Below are 19,973 nucleotides of genomic sequence, written 5' to 3' on the forward strand. Positions count from 1 at the left end.
ATGCGGCGTCAGCGGCCGCGGGCGGCACGCAGACGTTCAAGAAAGGGCGCCGCGGTCTCGCGATTGCCGGGCAGGGGCTCGAACTCGGCGAGAGCCGCGAACTGGCTTTTCAACTCATCGATCGCCTTCGATCGCTCTTCGTCCGACAGCGCCTTGTTGGCTTCAATCTCGGCGCGGGCCGCCTGTTCCTGGCCCGCAAGATCGATCGCGCCGGTAAAATCGCTTGCCTCTTCGACGAGCGACACCGAATGGGCGACATTGGCCCATTCGGCATAGGACGCAAAGCCGAACTCGGCGAGCTTTTCGTTTATATGGGCTTCGATTTTCGGATCGAAAAGATAGGGTACGAGGACGAAAGAGAGATCTTCTTCGGCCGCCGTCGGATCGACACGGCCCTGCTCGCGGTCAAGATCGCGCGTCATGGCAAGCAGTGTCGGGAGGCTCGCGACAAAGCGCTCGACCATATCGGTGGTGAGGGAGATCTGAACCGGCTTGACGTCCGGAAGCGGCGCCGCCTCCCAGGTGACGCCTGGCGCGTTTTCTGGCGCTTGCGCCAGGACGGGCGAAACGGCGGCCGCAAACGCAACGAACACACACGCATATCGATACATGAAAACGCCCCTGGATCCGCGCCTGCCGCACGGATTTGATGACGGCTTGCGCACCTTGATCGCAAAGCGCGAGGCTGTCGGCAACCCTCCTTGAATATGGAACGCAGGCTTTTGATGCGCGTTTCTTTGGAAAAGAGGTCCCGCATGACCATCACCTTCTTGAATCGCACCGAACCGAAAAACGGCGAGGTCACAATCCGCATCACCCAGGATGCCGGCTCCATCCTCGGCGAAGTGACGTGCCCGGGCGGCCTTGCCGGCAGCGGCACAGCGGCCGAACTCGATCATGACGGGGCGCTGGGGGTTCATCAGGCGCTGGCTTCGGCCATTGCGCTTGCCGGCAAGAACGGCAACAGGATCGGCGTCATCGACGCGGAGGGCCATTGGCGTCCCGAATGGGGCGATCTCGTCGAAGAAAACGCCTGAACTCAGCGCCAAGGGGCGGGGTGCTTTAATACCATTTTTATAAGCCATTGATTTTCAATAGCTTTATTGCGCATGATTGCGTTGATTTAGTCCACCGGCTCCTGTAGATACTCCGCCAACGGCCGCCGCAATGCGGCCGATTGCTCTTTCAGGGACCAATCCATGTCTACTTTTTCGGCCAAACCCGCCGAGGTCGAGAAGAAGTGGGTCATCATCGACGCCTCCGGGCTCGTTGTCGGCCGCCTCGCTTCGATCGTGGCGCTGCGTCTGCGCGGCAAGCACCGCGCGACCTTCACTCCGCATGTCGATACCGGTGACAATGTCATCGTCATCAATGCCGAGAAGGTCGTGTTCACGGGCAACAAGCTCAAGAACAAGAAGTATTACTGGCACACCGGTTATCCGGGCGGCATCAAGGAACGCACCGCGGGCAATATCCTCGGCGGCCGCTTCCCGAACCGCGTGATCGAGAAGGCCGTGGAGCGCATGCTTCCGCGCGGTCCGCTCGGTCGCCAGCAGCTCAGCAATCTCCGTGTTTATCCGGGCGCTGAACATCCCCACACCGCTCAGCAGCCGCAGACGCTCGACGTCGGCGCTCTGAACAAGAAGAACGTCCGGAGCTGAGCCGATGGCCGATACGATTTCCTCTCTCGAAGGCCTGGGCGCGCTTGGCGGCGCTTCCCCGGAAGCTCCGCGTTACGAGCAGAAGCTCGACAAGGAAGGCCGCGCTTATGCCACCGGCAAGCGCAAGGACGCGGTTGCCCGCGTTTGGATCAAGCCGGGCCCCGGCAAGATCACGATCAACGAGCGCGAGCTTGATGTGTATTTCGCACGTCCGGTGCTGCGGATGATCCTGCAGCAGCCGCTGATGATCGCGAACCGCACGGGTCAGTACGACATCCGCGTCACCGTCGCCGGTGGCGGCCTTTCGGGCCAGGCTGGTGCTGTGCGCCACGGCCTGTCGAAAGCGCTGACCCATTACGAGCCGGAACTGCGCAGCGTTCTCAAGAAGGCTGGCTTCCTGACCCGTGACTCGCGCGTCGTCGAGCGTAAGAAGTACGGCCGGGCAAAGGCTCGCCGGAGCTTCCAGTTCTCGAAGCGCTGATCTCGACCCTCTACAAACGAAAAGGCGGGCTTCGTGCCCGCCTTTTTTCGTTTTACCTTTCAGACCGGGTTTCGCCCCGTATCTCGCTCAGCGCTGAGACCCCCGCCGCCGTGATCTGAATGGACCGCAGCTTGTGAGCTGCCCATCCGTTTTCGATCAGACTTGGTATGACCGGGAAATCGTCCTCGTGAAGCAATGGCGTGGTGTCGAGCCAGCGCATTGGAACCCAGCGTCCCCTCGCATTTTCGAGGACAGTCAGAAGGCGCCTTTGCGCCTGCGTCGGGTTCATCTCAATTACCCCCGCAAAAAGTTACGATAGAACAAGAGTGTCCCTGTCGTCCTACGATTCGGTAAAGTGCATGAAATGCCGCGCCCGCACGGCGCTGGAGATTGAGACCTAAATGTCACACGACCCTCTGAGCCCCCGCCCCACAGATCGCGCTCTCGATCCGTCGTTTCGTCACGGACAGAGCACGGAGCCCAACTATTCGGGGGTGGTTTCGTTCCTGCGCCGGACCTATGCGCGCGATGCCACTGGCTTCGATGTGGCGATCTGGGGTGTGCCCTTCGACACATCCGTCTCCAACCGGCCGGGTGCACGCTTTGGGGCGCGGGCGCTGCGCGAAGCGTCGACCATTCTCGACGGCGATCCGGTCTATCCGTTCGGCCTCGATATCTTCGAGAAGATGAGCGTCTGCGATACCGGCGATGCCGTCGCCGATTACGGCTATCCGCAGGAAGCGCCAGCCGCCATCGAAGCGCAGGCGGCGGCGCGTTATGCGACAGGCGCGCATCTCGTCAGCCTCGGCGGCGATCACTTCATCACCCTGCCGATCCTGCGGGCGCTGACGAAGAAGATCGGCGGCCCGGTCGCGCTCATTCAGTTCGATGCGCACCAGGACACCTGGGACGATGAAGACGGGCGGATCGACCACGGCACCTTCGTCACGACGGCTGTGAAAGAGGGGCTGATCCTTCCAGAGAAGTCCATCCAGGTCGGCGTAAGGACACATGCACCGAAGGATTACGGCATCACGGTCCTGAACGGGTTCGAAACCGCAAAGCTCGGACCGGAAGCCGTCGCCGCCCGGATCCTCAGCCATGTCGGCACCGTGCCCGCCTATATCACCTTCGATATCGATGCCCTGGACCCGGCCTTTGCGCCCGGCACCGGCACGCCGGTTTCGGGCGGGCTCTCGAGCCGGGAGGCTCTGTCCGTACTGCGCGGGCTTGAGAGCCTGAACCTCAAGGGCTTCGATGTCGTCGAGGTCTCGCCGCCTTACGACCATGCCGGCATTACAGCGCTCGCGGGAGCGACGCTCGCTCAGTACTATCTGGGCTTGCTGGCGGCACGGAAGAACGCTGGCGCTGTTATCCGGCCTTAGAGAATTTCATTTGTAAGTAATTTTACCAGGCGCATCCTGAGCCTCTGTGACGACGATTCGTGTTTGGGGGCACGTTTCGGACATGTCGAGCGAACATCAGATACAGCCGCGAACAATCGAGCTGCGCCGGTTCAGGGCGCGGGGACATCTTGTCCTGGCGGAAGACGACATCCTGAAATGCGCGATCTCCGATATTTCGGATAAGGCCGCGACGCTCGTCATCGAGGCGGAGCGGGAATTGCCCCAGGAGTTTGCGCTCGAATTCGAGGGCAATGTCTCGGTGCACCGGATGTGCAAGCTCGTGTCGCAGAACGGCAATGTCGCGAAAGTGAGCTTTCCCTTCCGCACGCCGCAGCCGCACAAAAGAAATGTCGGGCTGGTCTAACCGATAGCGATATCGAGACCGAGATCGAGCACCGGCGCGGAATGGGTGATCCAGCCGGTCGAGATCAGATCGACGCCCGTCTCGGCAATATCCTTCACCGTTTCGAGCGTCACGCCACCGGATGCCTCCGCCGTCATGCGGCCGGCGATCTTCTTCACCGCCTCTTTCAGCTGCGCGGGCGTCATATTGTCGAGGAGCACCGCGTCGGCGCCCTCCGCCAGAACCTCATCGAGCTGGGCCAGCGTATCGACTTCGATCTCGACCTTCACGAGATGACCGGCCGCGGCTTTGGCGGCGCGCAGCGCCGGGCCGATGCCGCCGGCGACCGCAATATGATTGTCCTTGATCAGCACGGCATCATCGAGACCGAAACGGTGATTGACGCCGCCGCCGCAGCGCACCGCATATTTTTCGAACACGCGCAGACCCGGCGTTGTTTTGCGGGTGTCGGCGATCTTCGCCTTGGTATGGGCGATTTTTTCGGCAAAGAGCGCGGTCGCCGACGCAATGCCCGACAAGCGTCCGAGATAATTCAGCGCGACGCGCTCGGCGGACAGTATCGGGCGGGCGAGACCTGAAATCCGCGCAACGACCGTTCCCGGCTCGACCTTGTCGCCGTCGGACAGCGCGGCCTCAAACTTCACTTTGTTGTCGAGCAGGCGGAAGGCGTGTTCGGCCAGCGGCAGGCCGGCAATGACGCCGGGTTTACGCGCGACGATCGCCGCCTGGGCGGTCGCGATTTCGGGAATCGTTGCGGCGGTCGTGATGTCGCCGGCGCGGCCGAGATCTTCGACCAGCGCCGAGGCCACGGCTTCTTCCACGAGAAGCCTGTCGAGGATCGGGATCAAAGAGCAGCCTCGACCGTGCGCTCGGTGGCTTCCGCCGCGATGCGGCGCGCGTCTTCAAGCGTGATGAAGGTGCGCTTTGCAAGCTTCGGATCGGTGTCCGGATAATCGAGACGCGCCTGCGCGCCGCGGCTTTCATGCCGCTGATAGGCGGCGGCTGCGATGAGAAGCCCGGTCTGCGCCATATTCCTGAGTTTGATGGGCGCCGTTGCGTCGCGGTCGATGTCGCGAAGATAGGAAAGGGCGCGCTTCAGGCCGTCACCATCGCGCAGCACGCCGACATGGCGGCTCATCATCTCGCGCAGCTGACGCATGGCCGGCGTATCCGGCTTCGGCTCGACCGAACCTTCCATGAGTTCGGCTTTCAACGGCGCAGCCTCGCGACCTTTGAGGTCTTCGGCGATGCGTGCCGCAAACACCACGGCTTCGAGCAGCGAATTGGAAGCGAGGCGGTTGGCGCCATGCGCGCCGGTCGAGGCGACTTCGCCGCAGGCCCAGAGCCCTTCAATCGAAGTGCGGCCGTTCTTGTCTGTCAGGACGCCGCCCATATGATAATGCGCGGCCGGCGCGACGGGCACGGGCTCTTTCACCGGGTCGATACCGGCGGCGATGCAGTTCGCGTAAAGCGTCGGGAAAAGATCGGGCAGTTTGGCGCCGAGCGGCCGGACATCGAGAAACGCGCCGCGGCCCGCCGCGATTTCGGCAAAGACACCGCGTGCCACGACATCGCGCGGCCCGAGTTCCGCATCGGGATGCAGCGCCGGCATGAAACGCTCGCCGCGACCATTGATGAGAAGCGCGCCGTCGCCGCGAATGGCTTCACTCGCCAGCGGTGCAGGATCTTTTCCAATCGCGATGCCCGTCGGATGAAACTGCACGAATTCCGGATCGGCGATGACGGCGCCGGCGCGGGCCGCAGCGGCAAGGCCGTCGCCGCGCGCGCCGATAGGATTGGTCGTCACCGAATAAAGATGACCGGTGCCGCCGGTCGCCAGCACGACGGCGGCGGCGGGCAGGGTCACGGTGCGGCCCGAAGCATCGCGGCCGGTAACGCCGGTGACGCGGCCGTTCTTCGCCTCAAGCCCCGTCAGCGACCAGCCAGTGACGACGCGAATATGTCTGCTGGTGCGCACGGTCGCGGCGAGCGCTTCCATGATCGCCTTGCCGGCAAGATCGCCGCCGACGCGGACGATGCGGCGGGCGCGATGCGCGGCTTCGCGGGACAGCTTGAGCTTGCCTTCGAGATCGCGGTCGAACGGCACGCCATATTCAAGAAGATCGTGAATGCGGTCGGAAGCTTCGGACGCAAGAAGATGAGCAATCTTCTCGTCGACGATGCCCGCACCGCAGGCAATGGTGTCGGCGGCATGATCGTCTGCCGTATCGCCTTCGCCGATGGCCGCCGCAATGCCGCCCTGCGCCCAGGCGGACGCGCCTTCACCGAGCGGCGTTGCGGTCAGAACCGTGACCGGCTGCGGCGCCAGCTTCAGCGCGCAGAACAGGCCGGCGAGACCGCCACCGACGATAATGATGGAATTGGTGTTGGCCACCGTTTTTCCTCTCACCCGTCATGGCCGGGTTTAGCCCGGCCATTCACGAGTTCAGATCTTCAGATTGACCATGCGCTCGACCGAGCGGCGCGCTTTTTCCGCGATCGCCGGGTCAATGAGGATTTCTTCACGCATGTAGACAAGGCTGTCGAGGATTTTCGGCAGCGTGATGCGCTTCATGTGCGGGCACAGATTGCACGGGCGCATGAACTCCGTCTCGGGCGAGAGCGAAGCGATGTTGTCCGCCATCGAGCATTCCGTGATCATCACGACGCGTTTCGGCTTTTTCGTCTTCACATAGTCGGCCATCTTCGCGGTCGAACCCGTGAAGTCGGCTTCCTTGATGACGTCCGGCGGGCATTCCGGATGCGCAAGCACCGTCACCGTCGGATCGTCTTCGCGCAGGCGGCGGATCTCTTCGCCCGTGAAGCGCTCATGCACTTCGCAGGCGCCGTGCCAGCTAATGATCTTGACCTTGGTCTGCGTAGCAATCCAGGCCGCCAGATACTGGTCGGGCAGGACGAGCACTTCCGGCGCGCCGAGCGATTCGACGACGGCGACCGCATTGCCCGAAGTCAGGCAGATATCGGATTCGGCTTTCACTTCGGCCGATGTATTGACATAGACCGCAACCGGCACGCCCGGATATTTGCGCTTCAGCATACGCACGTCTTCGGCCGTGATCGATTCGGCAAGCGAGCAGCCGGCGCGCATGTCGGGGATGAGAACCGTCTTGTCCGGGTTCAGCAGCTTGGACGTTTCCGCCATGAAGTGAACGCCGCCCTGGACGATGACATCGGCATCGGAATTCGCCGCCTCGCGGGCGAGCGCAAACGAGTCGCCGACAACGTCGGCCACGCAGTTGTAGATTTCGGGCGTCTGGTAATTGTGCGCCAGGATGACGGCGTTGCGGACCTTCTTCAGGTCGTTGATCGCCTTCACATAGGGGGCATGGACCGGCCACTCGATGGCCGGGATGACGTTCTTCACCTTCTCATAAAGGTGCGCGGTTTCGCGCGCGACTTCGGGGGTGAAGTCGAGGTTCGGCATCGGCAGGACACCGAAACGCTCGGCGGCCGTCAGCTCCTCGAAGACCGGGGGGCGGGGGCGCACAAGGGTCGATACCGTCTGAAGAGCCATCTTCTCCTCCTATTATGCTCAATCTGAGCATATCCAGGGTCTTATAAAAGCCGGCGCTCGCGCCGGCGGCTGTCCTTCCTGGACGAGAGAAATATACGCCTGTCCCTGCCTTTTTTAAAGAGCCTTGCCGCATATTTGAGCGGTTCGAAGTCAGAACGCTCAAAGGCCTGAAATAGCTCCGCTCTCGACGAGAGGCGCGAACACGGTTAGGCCATCCGCCACGGAATTTTGGGAGCCAGTCATGGCAGGCAAGGTCAAAGTCGGGATTTTCGGCGCATCCGGTTACACCGGAGCCGAACTCCTGCGCCTGCTGGTGCCGCACCCCAATGTGGAATTGAAACTGCTGACGGCCGACCGCAAGGCCGGGCAGAAAATGGCGGACGTGTTCCCGCAATTTGCGGGGCTCGATCTGCCGGTGCTGACCAAGATCGACGAGGCGGATCTCAATTCCGTGGACGCGCTGTTCACGGCGCTGCCGCACGGCACGACGCAGACGGTCATTGCCGATGCCTTCAAGAAAAACCCGAAGCTGAAGATCATCGATCTCTCGGCCGATTTCCGGCTGACCGATCCGAAGGCCTACGCCACCTGGTACGGCCATGAGCATCAAGCGCTCGATCTGCAGAAAGAGGCCGTTTACGGCCTCACCGAACATTACCGGGATGCCGTGAAGAAGACGAAGCTCGTCGCCAATCCCGGCTGCCATTCGACGACGGCGATCCTGCCGGTCGTGCCGCTGCTGAAAACCGGCGTGATCGATCCCGACACCATCGTGATCGACTCCAAGACCGGCATGTCCGGTGCCGGTAGAGCCGCGAAAGAAGAGATGCTGTTCTCGGAGGTCTCGGAAGGCATCCACGCTTACGGCGTCGGCAAGCATCGGCACACCTCCGAGCTCGATCAGGAATATGGCAAGGCGGCGGGCAGGGAAGTGCTGGCAATGTTCACGCCGGTTCTGGCGCCGATGAACCGCGGCATCTACGCGACGATCTATGTGCGGACAAAGGGCGATGCCTCGCCCGGCGATCTGCATGCGGCGCTGGCGGCAGCCTACAAGAACGAACCCTTCGTGCAGGTTCTGCCCTTCGGCCAGGTGCCGCAGTCGCGGCATGTGCGCGGCTCGAACAATTGCCAGATCGGCGTTGTCGCCGATCGCGTGCATAACCGGGCCATCGTGATTTCGACGACCGACAATCTGGTGAAGGGCGCCTCGGGCCAGGCCGTGCAGAACTTCAATCTCGTCTTCGGCCTGCCGGAGACGGCGGGGCTGCAGAGCCCTGCGATGTTCCCTTAAAGACATCGCCCCGGAGCCGAAGCAAGCGGGGCGAGGTTTCAATCAAAAAGTGGGCACGGTGGCCGACCCTCTTGAGCGGTGGCGTCCTTGGTCAGGAGTACCGCGGGCGCTCGGCCGAACCACCTCAAACAGCGTTCATGGGAGGCGACCCCTCGGCGCCTCGGGGTTTCCCGGGTATGAGCCGGAGCCGTCAGCGCACGAACGCCCTTTATAGAACCGCCGGCCTGACAACCGACGAGCTTTGCAATCTGCTCTTACCCGTTTCACCCCGTCTTGAGCACCCCGAGATACGTGTCAGCGCACGCGTCGCGAGATCGGGGAATCCAAAAACGCTTCCAAAGGAAACGCTCCTTTCTCCCCCTCAGATGAGGGCTGTCGCTATAGTTGCGCATGACGACTCAAGGTTTCAAGAGCGTCTGACCTTTAATCCATCGCCGCGTGAGCTGCGCCGCCGCCAATGCGCGGCGGGCGCTTCATGATGAATACGACCGGCATGGCGGCAATCGCGATCCACATCATCAGCCAGAAATCGTCCGCATAGGCAATGATGGATGCCTGCTTGCCGACGACCTGATTGAGGATCGCCTTGCCGGTCATGGTCGAGGCATCCATTACCGTGCCGGAGAGCGACTGAACGGCGTAAGAGAACGGGCTGACGAACTGGCTGAGATCCGAATGCACGATCGACGTGTTGCGGATCAGAAGGAACGTCACCACCGAAATGCCGACCGCCGAGCCGATATTGCGGACAAGGCTGATCAGAGCTGCGCCATCGGTGCGCTGATGGGCGGGGAGCGTCGCAAAGGCGATCGTCTGGATCGGGACGAACAGGAAGCCGAGGCCGAAACCCTGCACCATGCCGGTCCAGATCAGCGTGAACTGCGAGACATCGGGCGTAAATCCGCTCATCTCGTAAAGCGCAATCGCCGTCAGCACGAAGCCGAACAGCATCAGATAGCGCGCGTCATAGCGCTGGACGAGGCGGCCGACGACCATCATCGCGATCATCGTGCCGACGCCGCGCGGGCCCAGCACAAGGCCCGCCGTGACGACGGGGTAACCCATGAGGCCCTGGAGATACGGCGTCAGCAGCGCGAGCGTCGCGAGCAGCACAATGCCGACGACGAACATCATGATGAGGCTGGTCGACAGATTCCGATCGGTCAGCAGCGAAGGATCGATAAACGGCTTCTTCGCCGTGAACGTATGCACGAGGAAGACATAGAAGCCGATGACCGCCAGCGCCGTGTAGATCCAGATTTCGCCTGAATCGAACCACTCCACCTGTTCGCCGCGGTCGAGCATCATCTGCAGCGCACCGATGCCGAGCGACAGCATGCCGAAGCCGAACCAGTCGAACTTCATAGTCGTCACTTTCTGCGCCGCGGGCAGGGCCCAGAGAAAGCCGATGGCTGCGAGAATACCGAAGGGCAGATTGACGAAGAACACCCAGCGCCAGTTATAGGTTTCGGTCAGCCAACCGCCGAGCGTCGGGCCGAGGATCGGACCGAGCATGACGCCCATGCCCCACATCGCCATGGCCGAGCCGCGCTGCTCTTCCGGATAAAGATCGAACATCACCGACTGCGACAGCGGCACGAGCGCCGCGCCGAACACGCCCTGCAGCATGCGGAAGATCACCATCTCTTCGAGCGAGGTCGCGATGCCGCACAGCATGGAAGCTGCGGTGAAACCGGTGACGCAGATGACGAAGATGTTCTTGCGGCCAAAGCGCGAGGCCAGCCAGCCGACTGGCGGCGTCATGATCGCAGCGGCGACGATGTAGGACGTCAGAACCCAGTTGATCTGATCCTGCGTCGCCGTCAGCGAGCCCTGCATATAAGGCAGGGCGACGTTCGCAATCGTCGTGTCGAGCGCCTGCATGATCGTCGCCATCATGGCACAGGCGACGATCACCGGACGGACTTTGAGGATTTCGGGCGAAATAGCCATGGCTTCAAGCGCACCTTACGAGCGCGTGTCGATGCTCACATTGGCGCTCATGCCGGCGCGCAGAACCGGATCGTTCGGCTGGCGATCGATGCGGATGCGGACGGGCACGCGCTGGACAACCTTGACCCAGTTGCCGCTCGAATTCTGCGCCGGCAGCAGCGCGAACTGCGCGCCGGTGCCGGGGCTGATCGAGTCGAGCGAGCCCGTAAAGACATGGTCGGGATAGGCGTCGACGGTGATCTCCGCCGTCTCGCCGGCCTTGAGCTTCTCAAGGTCCGTCTCTTTCGGATTGGCGTCGACCCAGACATGGTCGACATCGACCACGGCCAGCGCCGCCGCGCCGGGCGCAAGATAGCGGCCGGGCAGGAGGCTCGAGGACTGGGTGACGACGCCGGAGATCGGCGCGCGGAGTTCCGTGACGCGCAGGTCGCGCTCGGCTTCATCGAGCTTTGCTTTCGCCTGCATGTAAGGCGGATATTTTTCGAGCGGCAGGTTCGTGTCGCCGCCAAGCTGGGCGAGGACTTCGCGCTCGGTCTGCTGGGCGGCGGCAAGCGTACCCTCCGCCTGGTTCAGCGCGGCGCGCGCTTTGTCGAGGTCCGCCTGCGCCGAGAAATTGCGCTGCGCCAGCTGGGCGATACGGTCGTAATTCTTCTGCTGATAATCGGTCTGCGTCTGCGCGGTCTCTATATCGCGCACGGCTTTCGCATGGCTCTGCTTCAGCGCATCGAGCTGGATCGACGCGGCCGCGACTTCGCCATTCGCCGTGTCGCGGGCGATGCGGTAGGGCTCAGGATCGATGTTGAACAGAAGATCGCCTTTGGCGATGTGCTGGCCCTCGCGGACATTGACCGCGCTGACCGTGCCGGTGATCTCGGGCGTAACAACCACGGTATCGGCGCCGACATAGGCATTGTCGGTCTCGACATAGCGCCCGCCCGACAGCCACAGGCCGCCGCCGACCGCGATCACAAGGGCAGGGCCCGCGATCAGAAGCGGTTTGCGCAGGCGCTGTGCGTCGAAGCGCGAGCGTTTGGGGTGCAGTTCCTGCACTTTTCCGTCAGCCTCAGGCGGCTGAGTTCGTTTCAGACGATCCAACATTTTCGGTCTCGATGTTCAGAAGGTTGGCGCGCAGGTCGCCGATCGTGGCGATGAGCGCTTCAAGTTGTTCGGGTTTCAGATGGGCCAGAGCCGGATCGAGCACGCTCGCGCCGATGGCGCGCACCTGCTCGAGAACCGGCGCGGCGGCCGGCAGAAGGTGCAGGCGATAGGCCCGGCGGTCCGACGGATCGGGCCGGCGTTCGACAAGGCCTGCGGCCTGCAGCTTGTCGATGATGCGGGCGACCGAGATCGGCTCCATTTCCATTTCGCCGGCGAGGTCGACCTGGCGCAGGCCCTCATTCCGGGAAATGCGCGACAGAACGGCCCATTGGGCACGGGACATGCCGATGGTCTTCGCCCGCTTGTCGATAATGCGCCTCAGGATCCGGGCGGTGTCCGCGAGCAGGAAGCCGAGCTGGAGGCAGTTGGGTTTGTGTTCCATGGTCTTCATATGGTGCGATATAGTAAGCTTGCATATTATCTCTTCGTCTAAGATTTCAAGGGGCGGCCAAATGGCCTATTAGGGCTCCGTTCACCCCAAATTCAGCGCTTTTGGGCGATGTCTTGGGGTAAGGAGTGGAATCAATGGGTAAAATCGGGTTCGGACGGCTGAAAAGAGGGGGGCTGGCTTTGGCCGCGTCTCTGATCCTGGCTGCCTGTTCGACCCCCAGCCAGCAATACGGGCTGGCCCCGGTCGAGAAGACCGGCGATCCCTATCCGAACATCAATATGGACCCGACCCAGAAGCCGGCCGAGGCGATGATGACCCCCGAACAGCGGGCCGAAGCTGAGGCCGAACTGATGCGCCGGGCGGGCAAATTGCCCAAGCGCTAGGGGCTTGGGTTTTCCGAAGCGTGCTATATACGAATCTCATCCCTTACTTGGCTTTTCGCCTGCAGGACTATCGATGACCCAGGACTTTCACTCGATCCGCCGTTTGCCGCCTTATGTGTTCGAGCAGGTGAACCGGGTGAAGGCAGCCGCACGCAAGGACGGCGCGGACATCATCGATCTCGGCATGGGCAATCCCGATCTGCCGACGCCGGAACACATCACGGCGAAGCTGTGCGAGAACGCCAACAAGCCGCGCACCAACCGCTATTCGGCGTCGAAGGGCATTCCGGGCCTGCGCAAGGCGCAAGCCGCCTATTACGAGCGCCGCTTCGGCGTGAAGCTCAATCCGGATACGCAGGTCGTCGCGACGCTCGGTTCGAAAGAAGGCTTCGCCAATATGGCGCAGGCCATTACGGCGCCGGGCGATGTCGTGCTCGTGCCGAACCCGAGCTATCCGATCCACGCGTTCGGTTTCCTGATGGCCGGCGGCGTTATCCGCAATGTGCCGTCAACGCCTGGGCCGGATTACTTCGTCGCGCTCGAACGCGCGATTCAGCATTCCATTCCGAAGCCGCTCGCCGTCGTCGTCTGCTATCCGTCGAACCCGACGGCGGAAGTCGCGAGCCTCGATTTCTACAAAGACCTCGTCGCATTCGCGAAGAAACACGAGATCTGGGTTCTGTCCGACATCGCCTATTCGGAAATCTATTTCGACGATCCGCCGCCTTCGATCCTGCAGGCGCCGGGCGCGTTCGATGTCGCCGTCGAATTCACCTCGATGTCGAAGACCTATTCCATGCCGGGCTGGCGCGTCGGCTTCGCCGTCGGCAATGACCGGCTGATCAGCGCGCTGTCGCGCGTGAAATCCTATCTCGATTACGGCGCGTTCACGCCGATCCAGGTGGCGGCCTCGGCCGCGCTCAACGGCCCGCAGGATTGCGTCGATGAGATGCGCGCGATCTACAAGCGCCGTCGAGATGTCCTGGTCGATACGTTTACGAAAGCCGGCTGGGCCATTCCGTCGCCGAGCGCGTCGATGTTCTGCTGGGCGCCGATCCCGGAAAAATTCCGCGCTATGGGCAGCATCGAATTCGCCAAGCTTCTTGTCGAGAAGGCCGATGTCGCGGTCTCGCCGGGCGCCGGTTTCGGCGAACATGGCGATGATTATGTGCGTGTCGCTCTCGTCGAGAACGAGCATCGCATTCGTCAGGCGGCGCGCAATATCAAGCGCTTCCTTGAAACCGCCGACAACACGCTTCACAACGTCGTCCCGCTTCACGCAGCGCGCTGATCTCTTGGCGCGCTGCATTTCTCCTTGGATCGGTCCATGGCCGCAGCTCTGAAAGTCGGCGTCGCCGGGCTCGGCACGGTGGGCGCTTCCGTCATCAAAATTCTCGACGAGCGGCGCGATGCGCTGACCGCATCGAGCGGCCGCCCGATCCAGGTGACGGCGGTCTCGGCGCGCGAACGCGGCAAAGATCGCGGCGTCGATCTCAACAACATCAAATGGCATGACGACCCGCTCACTTTGGCGGCCGATGCCAATGTCGATCTCGTCGTCGAACTGATCGGCGGCGCGGAAGGCAAAGCCCGCGCGACGGTTGAGACGGCTTTGAAAAACGGCAAACCGGTCGTCACCGCCAACAAGGCGCTGCTGGCTGCACACGGGCTCGCGCTTGCCGCTCTCGCCGAAGAAAAAAATGTCAGCCTCGCTTTCGAGGCGGCGGTTGCCGGCGGCATTCCGATCATCAAGACGCTGCGCGAGGCGCTGCCTGGAAGCCGGCTCGATCGCGTGTCGGGCATTCTCAACGGCACCTGCAATTTCATTCTGACGCGAATGGAGGAGGACGGGCTGTCCTTCGGCGAGGCGCTCGCGCTTGCCCAGAAGCTCGGCTATGCGGAGGCCGATCCGACCTTCGACATCGGCGGCTTCGATGCGGCGCACAAGCTGGCGATCCTGACGAGCCTTGCCTTCGGCACGCAGATCGATGCCGACGCGATCTATGTCGAAGGCATTCAGTCGATCTCGCCGCTCGATCTCGCGACCGCCGAAGAGCTCGGCTACCGCATCAAGCTGCTCGGCGTTGCAACGCGCACCGAAGCGGGCATCGAACAGCGCGTCCATCCGACCATGGTGCCGAAATCAGCGCCTTTGGCGCAGGTGATGGGCGTGACCAATGCCGTGCAGATTTCCGGCTCGGCCAGCGACATCACTTTGGTCGGCCCGGGAGCGGGGGGCGCGGCAACCGCATCCGCCGTCATTGCCGATATCGTGGACGTTGCCCGCGGCGCAAGCCGCCTGCCGTTCGGGGTGCCGGTGAAGGAACTGCAGAAGCTCGAACGCGCCGCCATCCAGACGCACAAAGGCGGCTATTACATCCGTCTCGATGTCGTGGACCGTCCCGGCACGGCTGCGGCGATCGCAACGCGCATGGCCGAGCAGGAGATTTCGCTCGAGAGCATTCTGCAGCGCAAGCCCCGCGACAAAAAGCTTGCTGAAGCCATTGAGAATAAAACTCAAACTGTGCCGCTCGTGCTGATCACTCATGCCACGAGCGAAAGCGCCGTCAGAAAAGCCCTCGATGACGTCCTCGCCGACGGTCACATCCACGGCTCACCGCAGGTCATTCGCATCGAAAAGGAACACTGAGTGTCAAAGGTCACCGTCGAACCCGGCAAATTCATCGAGCGCATTCTGACGCTTGAACTGGTCCGGGTGACCGAGCGTGCGGCTGTGGCGTCAGCCCGCTGGCGCGGACGCGGCGATAAGAACGCCGCCGACCAGGCCGCGGTCGACGCCATGCGGCGCGAACTCGGCAAGCTCGAAATCGATGGGACCGTCGTCATCGGCGAGGGCGAGCGGGATGAGGCCCCGATGCTGTTCATCGGCGAGAATATCGGCACCAAGAAAGGTCCCAAGGTCGATATCGCGGTCGATCCCTTGGAAGGCACGGCGCTCTGCGCCGACGATACGCCGGGCGCCATCTGCGTCATGGCCATGGCCGAAAGCGGCACGCTGCTGCACGCGCCCGACGCCTATATGCAGAAGATCGCCATCGGCCCCGGCTATCCGGACGGCACGGTCGATCTCGATGCGGCGCCCGATGCGAATGTTCTGTCGCTCGCCAAGGCCAAAGGCGTGAAGCCGTCGGAGATCGGCGTCCTGATCCTCGACCGGCCGCGCCACTACGACATGATTGAAAAAGTGCGTGCTACCGGCGCGCGTGTCCGCCTCATCACCGATGGCGATGTGGCCGGCGTTATCTACACGACTCGGCCCTCTGAGACCGGCATCGACCTCTATATGGGCACGGGCGCGGCCCCTGAAGGCGTGCTCGCGGCCTCGGCGCTGCGCTGCGTCGGCGGCCAGATGCAGGCCCGTCTTGTGCTTGATACACCTGAAAAAATCGAGCGCGCCGCCAAAATGGGTGTCTCCGACCCCAAGCGCCGCTATCAGGTGACCGATCTTGCCTCCGGCGACGTCATCGTCGCGGCGACGGGTGTGACCAACGGTCCGCTCGTTTCCGGTGTGTTTTTCGGGCCTGACTACATCGAGACCGAGACGGTGGTGTATCGTTCCGCCACGGGAACGGTCCGGCGGATTCGCGCCGAGCACCGTGAAATGGGCAAGTTCCACTTCGACTAGCGAAGATGGGACTAGCCGATATCGACTAGTGCATAGGTCCAAAACGTTCAGCGTTTCGTAATTTCGTCGCGTTCAACCTGTCGAAATTCTGCCCGGAGACCCCATCTCCGGAGAGGCTGACGAGGACGCTCCATGATTTCCTGGCGCCGCGACTGGATTACCAAGCCGATCTTCGGCTGGGCGCAAAAAGCTCTTCCGAGCATGTCCGAAACCGAGCGCGCCGCCATCGAGGCGGGCGATGTCTGGTGGGACGCCGATCTCTTCGCCGGAAATCCGGACTGGGAGAAGCTGCTCGCTTTCCCGCCGGCCAAACTCTCCGATGATGAAGTCGCCTTCCTCGACGGACCGGTCGAAGAACTCTGCGACATGCTCGACGATTGGCAGATCAATCACGAGCTCGGAGATCTGCCGCCCGAGGTCTGGGCTTTCATGAAGTCCAAAAAGTTCTTCGGCATGATCATTCCGAAGAAATATGGCGGCATGGGTTTCTCCGCCTACGCGCATTCGGAAGTCGTCCGCAAGGTCTCGACCCGCTCCATCGCTGCTGCCGTCACCGTCATGGTGCCGAATTCGCTCGGCCCCGGCGAGCTTCTCCATCAGTTCGGCACGAGGGAGCAGCAAGATCACTGGCTGCCGCGTCTTGCCGACGGGCGCGAAGTGCCGTGCTTCGGTCTCACAAGCCCAGAAGCCGGTTCCGACGCCGCCTCCATGACCGATACCGGTGTCGTGACAATGGGCCCCGGAAAATCCGGCAATGTGCTCGGCATCCGCCTCAACTGGCACAAGCGCTATATCACGCTCGGCCCTGTCGCCACCGTACTCGGCCTGGCGTTCAAATTAAAAGATCCGGACAATCTTCTCGGCCGCGGCGAGGATATCGGCATCACCGTCGCGCTTGTACCGACAAGCACAGAAGGCGTCTCGATCGGCCGCCGTCATATGCCGTCGGGACAGATGTTCCAGAACGGCCCGAACTGGGGCAAGGACGTCTTCGTTCCGATGGATGCGGTCATCGGCGGACAGGAGCGTGTCGGCCAGGGCTGGCAGATGCTGATGAGCGCGCTCGCGGCCGGACGCGGCATTTCGCTGCCGTCTCTTTCCGCCGCCGGCATTGTGCTGTCGGCGCACACGACAGGCGCCTATGCGGCGGTCCGTCATCAGTTCAACATTCCCATCGGGAAATTCGAAGGCGTGCAGGAGCGCATCGCGCGGCTTGCCGGCTCGGCCTATCTGATCGACGGCGCGCGGCGTCTCACCTGCGCCGGGCTCGACATGGGCAAAAAGCCCGCGGTCATTTCCGGCATCATGAAATATCACGCGACCGAGCGCATGCGCACGGCCATCAACGATGCGATGGACGTGCATGCCGGCAAGGCCGTGATCGACGGACCGCTGAACTATCTGACGTCGATCTATCGCGGCATTCCCATCGGCATCACTGTCGAGGGCGCCAACATTCTCACGCGCTGCCTGATCATTTTCGGGCAGGGCGCCATCCGCAGCCATCCCTATCTTCTGTCCGAAATGCTGGCGCTCGGCCACAAGAACCGCGAGCGCGCGCTGACGCATTTCGACAAGGCGTTCTGGGCGCATGTCGGCCTTGCCGCGACCAATCTGTTCCGCGCCTGGAGCAGAGCGTGGACGGGCGGCATGTTCGCACCCGCGCCGCAAGCCGGACGCGCGACATCGCATTTCCAGCAGCTTTCGCGCTATTCGTCCGCCTTCCTTGTCGCCGCCGATGCCGCGCTCCTGACGATGGGCGGCGCACTGAAGCGGCGCGAAATGTTGTCGGCGCGCTATGGCGATATTCTCTCCGAACTGTTCCTCCTTTCGGCGGCGCTGAAGCGCTGGCACGATGAAGGCCGTCAGGAGGCCGATCTTCCGGTGCTCGACTACTGCATGCAGACGGGCTTCCTGACCATCGAGCAGCGTCTCGATGAGATTCTTGCCAATCTGCCGAGCCGGCCCATGGCCTGGCTGCTGCGCTTCCTTGTTCTGCCGCTCGGCATCCGCCGCCGCGGTCCGTCCGATGCGCTGATGCAGAAGACCGCCGAAATGCTGCTGACGCCGTCCGCGGCGCGCGACAGGCTGACGACCGGTATTGCCCGCGATGCGGAGAATGAAGGCCTGAAGCGTCTCGCAAAAGCTTTCGAGCTTGTCACAGCGGCGGAACCGATCCGCGACAAAATGAAATCGCTTGGCGTGAAAGACCCGGCGCTCGCGGTCGAACGCGGCTTCATCAGCAAGGCCGAGGCCGTGCAGCTCAAGGCCATGACGGAAGCCGTATCCGCCGTCGTCGCCGTCGATGATTTCGCGCCGGAGGAAATCTCCGCGCTCTACAAACAGAAGACCAAGGGAGAACAGCCATCTCAACCGAAGCCCAAACCGCGCCGGCCGAAAGCAGCCGCCGCCGAGTAGGCGGCCGCCCGGTCTATATCATCGACGGGGCCCGCACGCCGTTCCTTCGCGCGCGCGGCGGTCTCGGACCGTTCACGCCGGTCGATCTCGCTGTGCAGTGCGGACGTCCGCTGCTGCTGCGACAGCCCTTTGCGCCGAACGCGTTCAACCGCGTCATTCTCGGTTGCGTCAACGTCGTCGCCAATGAGATGAACCCGGCGCGTGTCGCGGCTCTGCGTCTCGGCATGGGCGAGGAGATGCCGGCGTTTTCTGTGCAGATTAATTGCGGTTCAGGTATGCAGGCGATCGACACCGGCTTCCAATATATCCGCGACGGCGAAGACGATCTCATTCTTGCCGGCGGCACCGAAGCGCTCAGCCATTCGGCGCTGCTCTACAACAAGCAGGCGGTCGAATTCTTCTCGGGCCTGAACAATGCGCGCACCTTTGGCGCGAAGCTGAAAGCCTTCGCCGGCGTGCGCCCGTCCATGTTCAAGCCGGTCATCGGCCTGCTGCAGGGCCTGACCGATCCGATCACCGATCTCGGCATGGGCCAGACGGCCGAACTCGTCTCGCATCTCTTCGACATCACGCGCGAAGAGGCCGATCAATATGCCGTCGACAGCCATCTGCGCACGGCGAACGCCCAGAAGCAGGGCCATTTCGCCGGCGAAGTGGAACCCGCTTTCGGCCGCGACGGAACTCTGTATGAACTCGATGATGGCGTGCGCCCGGATAGCTCGGTGGACAAGCTGGCGAAACTCTCGCCGGCTTTCGAACGGCCCTGGGGTAAAGTGACGGCCGGCAATTCCTCGCAGATTACCGACGGCGCCAGCTGGGTCATTCTCGCGTCGGAAGACGCGGTGAAGAAGCACGGTCTGACGCCGAAAGCTGTCATCGTGGATAGCTATTGGTCGGCGCTCGATCCGGAAATCATGGGGCTCGGCCCCGCGCTGTGCTCCGTTGAGGTGCTGAAGCGCAACGGCTTCGGCGTCAACGATGTCGATGTCTGGGAGCTGAACGAGGCTTTCGCCGCGCAGGTGCTCGGCTGCCTGCGCGCCTGGGAGGACGAGAAGTTCTCAAAAACCGTGCTCGGCCTCGACGGCGCGTTCGGCAAAGTCGACCGCACAAAACTCAATATCGATGGCGGAGCCATTGCGCTCGGCCATCCTGTCGGCGCTTCGGGCAACCGCATCGTCCTTCACGCCATGAACACCCTGAAGCGCCTCGGCAAGAAGCGCGGCCTTGCCACGCAATGCGTCGGCGGCGGGCAGGGCGGCGCCATGCTCATCGAGGCAGTCTGA

At 62.7% G+C, this 19,973-nt stretch carries 19 protein-coding genes; 12 read left to right on the plus strand and 7 right to left on the minus strand.

Features of this window, described 5'->3' with window-relative positions; genetic code table 11:
• Positions 1–8: 8 nt before the first annotated feature.
• Positions 9–611 (minus strand): hypothetical protein, encoded by a 603-nt coding sequence (locus tag IZ6_RS08125; RefSeq protein ID WP_222874574.1) that lies wholly within the window; start codon positions 609–611, stop codon positions 9–11.
• A gap of 144 nt (positions 612–755) precedes the next feature.
• On the opposite strand from IZ6_RS08125, the gene IZ6_RS08130 reads away from it, so the two are divergent.
• From IZ6_RS08130 to IZ6_RS08150, 5 genes are all read left to right on the plus strand, one after another.
• Positions 756–1,037, plus strand: a complete 282-nt coding sequence (locus IZ6_RS08130; RefSeq protein WP_222874575.1) for a hypothetical protein — start codon at positions 756–758, stop codon at positions 1,035–1,037.
• Positions 1,038–1,199: 162 nt separating this feature from the next.
• Positions 1,200–1,661 (plus strand): 50S ribosomal protein L13, encoded by a 462-nt coding sequence (rplM, locus tag IZ6_RS08135; protein WP_222874576.1) that lies wholly within the window; start codon positions 1,200–1,202, stop codon positions 1,659–1,661.
• Between the two features lie 4 nt (positions 1,662–1,665).
• Positions 1,666–2,142: a 30S ribosomal protein S9 gene (gene rpsI, locus IZ6_RS08140; protein WP_222874577.1), complete on the plus strand. Its 477-nt coding sequence runs from the start codon at positions 1,666–1,668 to the stop codon at positions 2,140–2,142.
• A gap of 401 nt (positions 2,143–2,543) precedes the next feature.
• Positions 2,544–3,527: an agmatinase gene (gene speB, locus IZ6_RS08145; RefSeq protein WP_222874578.1), complete on the plus strand. Its 984-nt coding sequence runs from the start codon at positions 2,544–2,546 to the stop codon at positions 3,525–3,527.
• An 82-nt stretch (positions 3,528–3,609) separates the two neighbouring features.
• Positions 3,610–3,912, plus strand: a complete 303-nt coding sequence (locus IZ6_RS08150) for a hypothetical protein (RefSeq protein ID WP_222874579.1) — start codon at positions 3,610–3,612, stop codon at positions 3,910–3,912.
• Here the strand turns inward: IZ6_RS08150 and nadC are convergent.
• The 3 genes from nadC to nadA are packed head-to-tail and all read right to left on the minus strand — an operon-like array spanning position 3,909 to position 7,447.
• Positions 3,909–4,760 carry a carboxylating nicotinate-nucleotide diphosphorylase gene (gene nadC / locus IZ6_RS08155; RefSeq protein ID WP_222874580.1) on the minus strand — a complete coding sequence of 284 codons (852 nt, stop codon included), beginning with the start codon at positions 4,758–4,760 and terminating at the stop codon, positions 3,909–3,911. The two genes, IZ6_RS08150 and nadC, sit on opposite strands and share 4 nt — an antisense overlap.
• Entirely contained in the window at positions 4,757–6,307 is a 1,551-nt protein-coding gene (locus IZ6_RS08160; RefSeq protein ID WP_225873869.1) for an L-aspartate oxidase, read from the minus strand. Before IZ6_RS08160 ends, nadC begins: the two co-directional genes overlap by 4 nt.
• Before the next feature lie 51 nt (positions 6,308–6,358).
• Positions 6,359–7,447: a quinolinate synthase NadA gene (gene nadA / locus IZ6_RS08165; protein WP_222874582.1), complete on the minus strand. Its 1,089-nt coding sequence runs from the start codon at positions 7,445–7,447 to the stop codon at positions 6,359–6,361.
• Between the two features lie 241 nt (positions 7,448–7,688).
• Here nadA and argC point away from each other — a divergent pair, with 241 nt between their 5' ends.
• Positions 7,689–8,741 carry an N-acetyl-gamma-glutamyl-phosphate reductase gene (gene argC, locus IZ6_RS08170; protein ID WP_222874583.1) on the plus strand — a complete coding sequence of 351 codons (1,053 nt, stop codon included), beginning with the start codon at positions 7,689–7,691 and terminating at the stop codon, positions 8,739–8,741.
• 423 nt (positions 8,742–9,164) lie between these two features.
• On the opposite strand, the gene IZ6_RS08175 is transcribed toward argC, so the two are convergent.
• The 3 genes from IZ6_RS08175 to IZ6_RS08185 are packed head-to-tail and all read right to left on the minus strand — an operon-like array spanning position 9,165 to position 12,234.
• Positions 9,165–10,694, minus strand: coding sequence for a DHA2 family efflux MFS transporter permease subunit (locus IZ6_RS08175; RefSeq protein WP_222874584.1), 1,530 nt, complete (start codon positions 10,692–10,694; stop codon positions 9,165–9,167).
• 15 nt (positions 10,695–10,709) lie between these two features.
• Complete coding sequence (locus IZ6_RS08180) at positions 10,710–11,792, minus strand: HlyD family secretion protein (protein WP_222874585.1); 1,083 nt, start codon at positions 11,790–11,792, stop codon at positions 10,710–10,712.
• Entirely contained in the window at positions 11,758–12,234 is a 477-nt protein-coding gene (locus tag IZ6_RS08185; RefSeq protein WP_222874586.1) for a MarR family winged helix-turn-helix transcriptional regulator, read from the minus strand. Before IZ6_RS08185 ends, IZ6_RS08180 begins: the two co-directional genes overlap by 35 nt.
• A gap of 188 nt (positions 12,235–12,422) precedes the next feature.
• On the opposite strand from IZ6_RS08185, the gene IZ6_RS08190 reads away from it, so the two are divergent.
• The 6 genes from IZ6_RS08190 (at position 12,423) to IZ6_RS08215 (ending at position 19,973) form a co-directional block, all read left to right on the plus strand.
• Positions 12,423–12,626: a hypothetical protein gene (locus IZ6_RS08190; RefSeq protein WP_222874587.1), complete on the plus strand. Its 204-nt coding sequence runs from the start codon at positions 12,423–12,425 to the stop codon at positions 12,624–12,626.
• A gap of 73 nt (positions 12,627–12,699) precedes the next feature.
• Positions 12,700–13,917, plus strand: a complete 1,218-nt coding sequence (locus IZ6_RS08195; RefSeq protein WP_222874588.1) for an LL-diaminopimelate aminotransferase — start codon at positions 12,700–12,702, stop codon at positions 13,915–13,917.
• Between the two features lie 36 nt (positions 13,918–13,953).
• The gene (locus tag IZ6_RS08200) at positions 13,954–15,276 is read left to right on the plus strand and encodes a homoserine dehydrogenase (protein ID WP_222874589.1); all 1,323 of its coding nucleotides are present in this window, start codon (positions 13,954–13,956) and stop codon (positions 15,274–15,276) included.
• On the plus strand, positions 15,277–16,272 hold the full coding sequence (gene glpX, locus IZ6_RS08205; RefSeq protein WP_222874590.1) for a class II fructose-bisphosphatase: 996 nt from the start codon (positions 15,277–15,279) through the stop codon (positions 16,270–16,272).
• Between the two features lie 132 nt (positions 16,273–16,404).
• A complete protein-coding gene (locus tag IZ6_RS08210; RefSeq protein ID WP_222874591.1) occupies positions 16,405–18,690 on the plus strand; it encodes an acyl-CoA dehydrogenase in 2,286 nt (761 codons plus the stop codon).
• Positions 18,639–19,973: an acetyl-CoA C-acetyltransferase gene (locus tag IZ6_RS08215; RefSeq protein WP_222877583.1), complete on the plus strand. Its 1,335-nt coding sequence runs from the start codon at positions 18,639–18,641 to the stop codon at positions 19,971–19,973. Before IZ6_RS08210 ends, IZ6_RS08215 begins: the two co-directional genes overlap by 52 nt.

The sequence above is a fragment of the Terrihabitans soli genome (assembly GCF_014191545.1).
GTDB lineage: Bacteria > Pseudomonadota > Alphaproteobacteria > Rhizobiales > Methylopilaceae > Flaviflagellibacter > Flaviflagellibacter soli.

What these genes read in the sequence shown, in the direction of transcription:
- IZ6_RS08195 (WP_222874588.1), top strand. Translation starts at nt 12,700, where the DNA reads ATGACCCAGGACTTTCACTCGATCCGCCGTTTGCCGCCTTATGTGTTC.
- IZ6_RS08125 (WP_222874574.1), bottom strand. Translation starts at nt 611, where the DNA reads ATGTATCGATATGCGTGTGTGTTCGTTGCGTTTGCGGCCGCCGTTTCG.
- IZ6_RS08130 (WP_222874575.1), top strand. Translation starts at nt 756, where the DNA reads ATGACCATCACCTTCTTGAATCGCACCGAACCGAAAAACGGCGAGGTC.
- rpsI (WP_222874577.1), top strand. Translation starts at nt 1,666, where the DNA reads ATGGCCGATACGATTTCCTCTCTCGAAGGCCTGGGCGCGCTTGGCGGC.
- IZ6_RS08150 (WP_222874579.1), top strand. Translation starts at nt 3,610, where the DNA reads ATGTCGAGCGAACATCAGATACAGCCGCGAACAATCGAGCTGCGCCGG.
- rplM (WP_222874576.1), top strand. Translation starts at nt 1,200, where the DNA reads ATGTCTACTTTTTCGGCCAAACCCGCCGAGGTCGAGAAGAAGTGGGTC.
- IZ6_RS08200 (WP_222874589.1), top strand. Translation starts at nt 13,954, where the DNA reads ATGGCCGCAGCTCTGAAAGTCGGCGTCGCCGGGCTCGGCACGGTGGGC.
- IZ6_RS08210 (WP_222874591.1), top strand. Translation starts at nt 16,405, where the DNA reads ATGATTTCCTGGCGCCGCGACTGGATTACCAAGCCGATCTTCGGCTGG.
- argC (WP_222874583.1), top strand. Translation starts at nt 7,689, where the DNA reads ATGGCAGGCAAGGTCAAAGTCGGGATTTTCGGCGCATCCGGTTACACC.
- IZ6_RS08175 (WP_222874584.1), bottom strand. Translation starts at nt 10,694, where the DNA reads ATGGCTATTTCGCCCGAAATCCTCAAAGTCCGTCCGGTGATCGTCGCC.
- IZ6_RS08180 (WP_222874585.1), bottom strand. Translation starts at nt 11,792, where the DNA reads ATGTTGGATCGTCTGAAACGAACTCAGCCGCCTGAGGCTGACGGAAAA.
- IZ6_RS08185 (WP_222874586.1), bottom strand. Translation starts at nt 12,234, where the DNA reads ATGGAACACAAACCCAACTGCCTCCAGCTCGGCTTCCTGCTCGCGGAC.
- speB (WP_222874578.1), top strand. Translation starts at nt 2,544, where the DNA reads ATGTCACACGACCCTCTGAGCCCCCGCCCCACAGATCGCGCTCTCGAT.
- nadA (WP_222874582.1), bottom strand. Translation starts at nt 7,447, where the DNA reads ATGGCTCTTCAGACGGTATCGACCCTTGTGCGCCCCCGCCCCCCGGTC.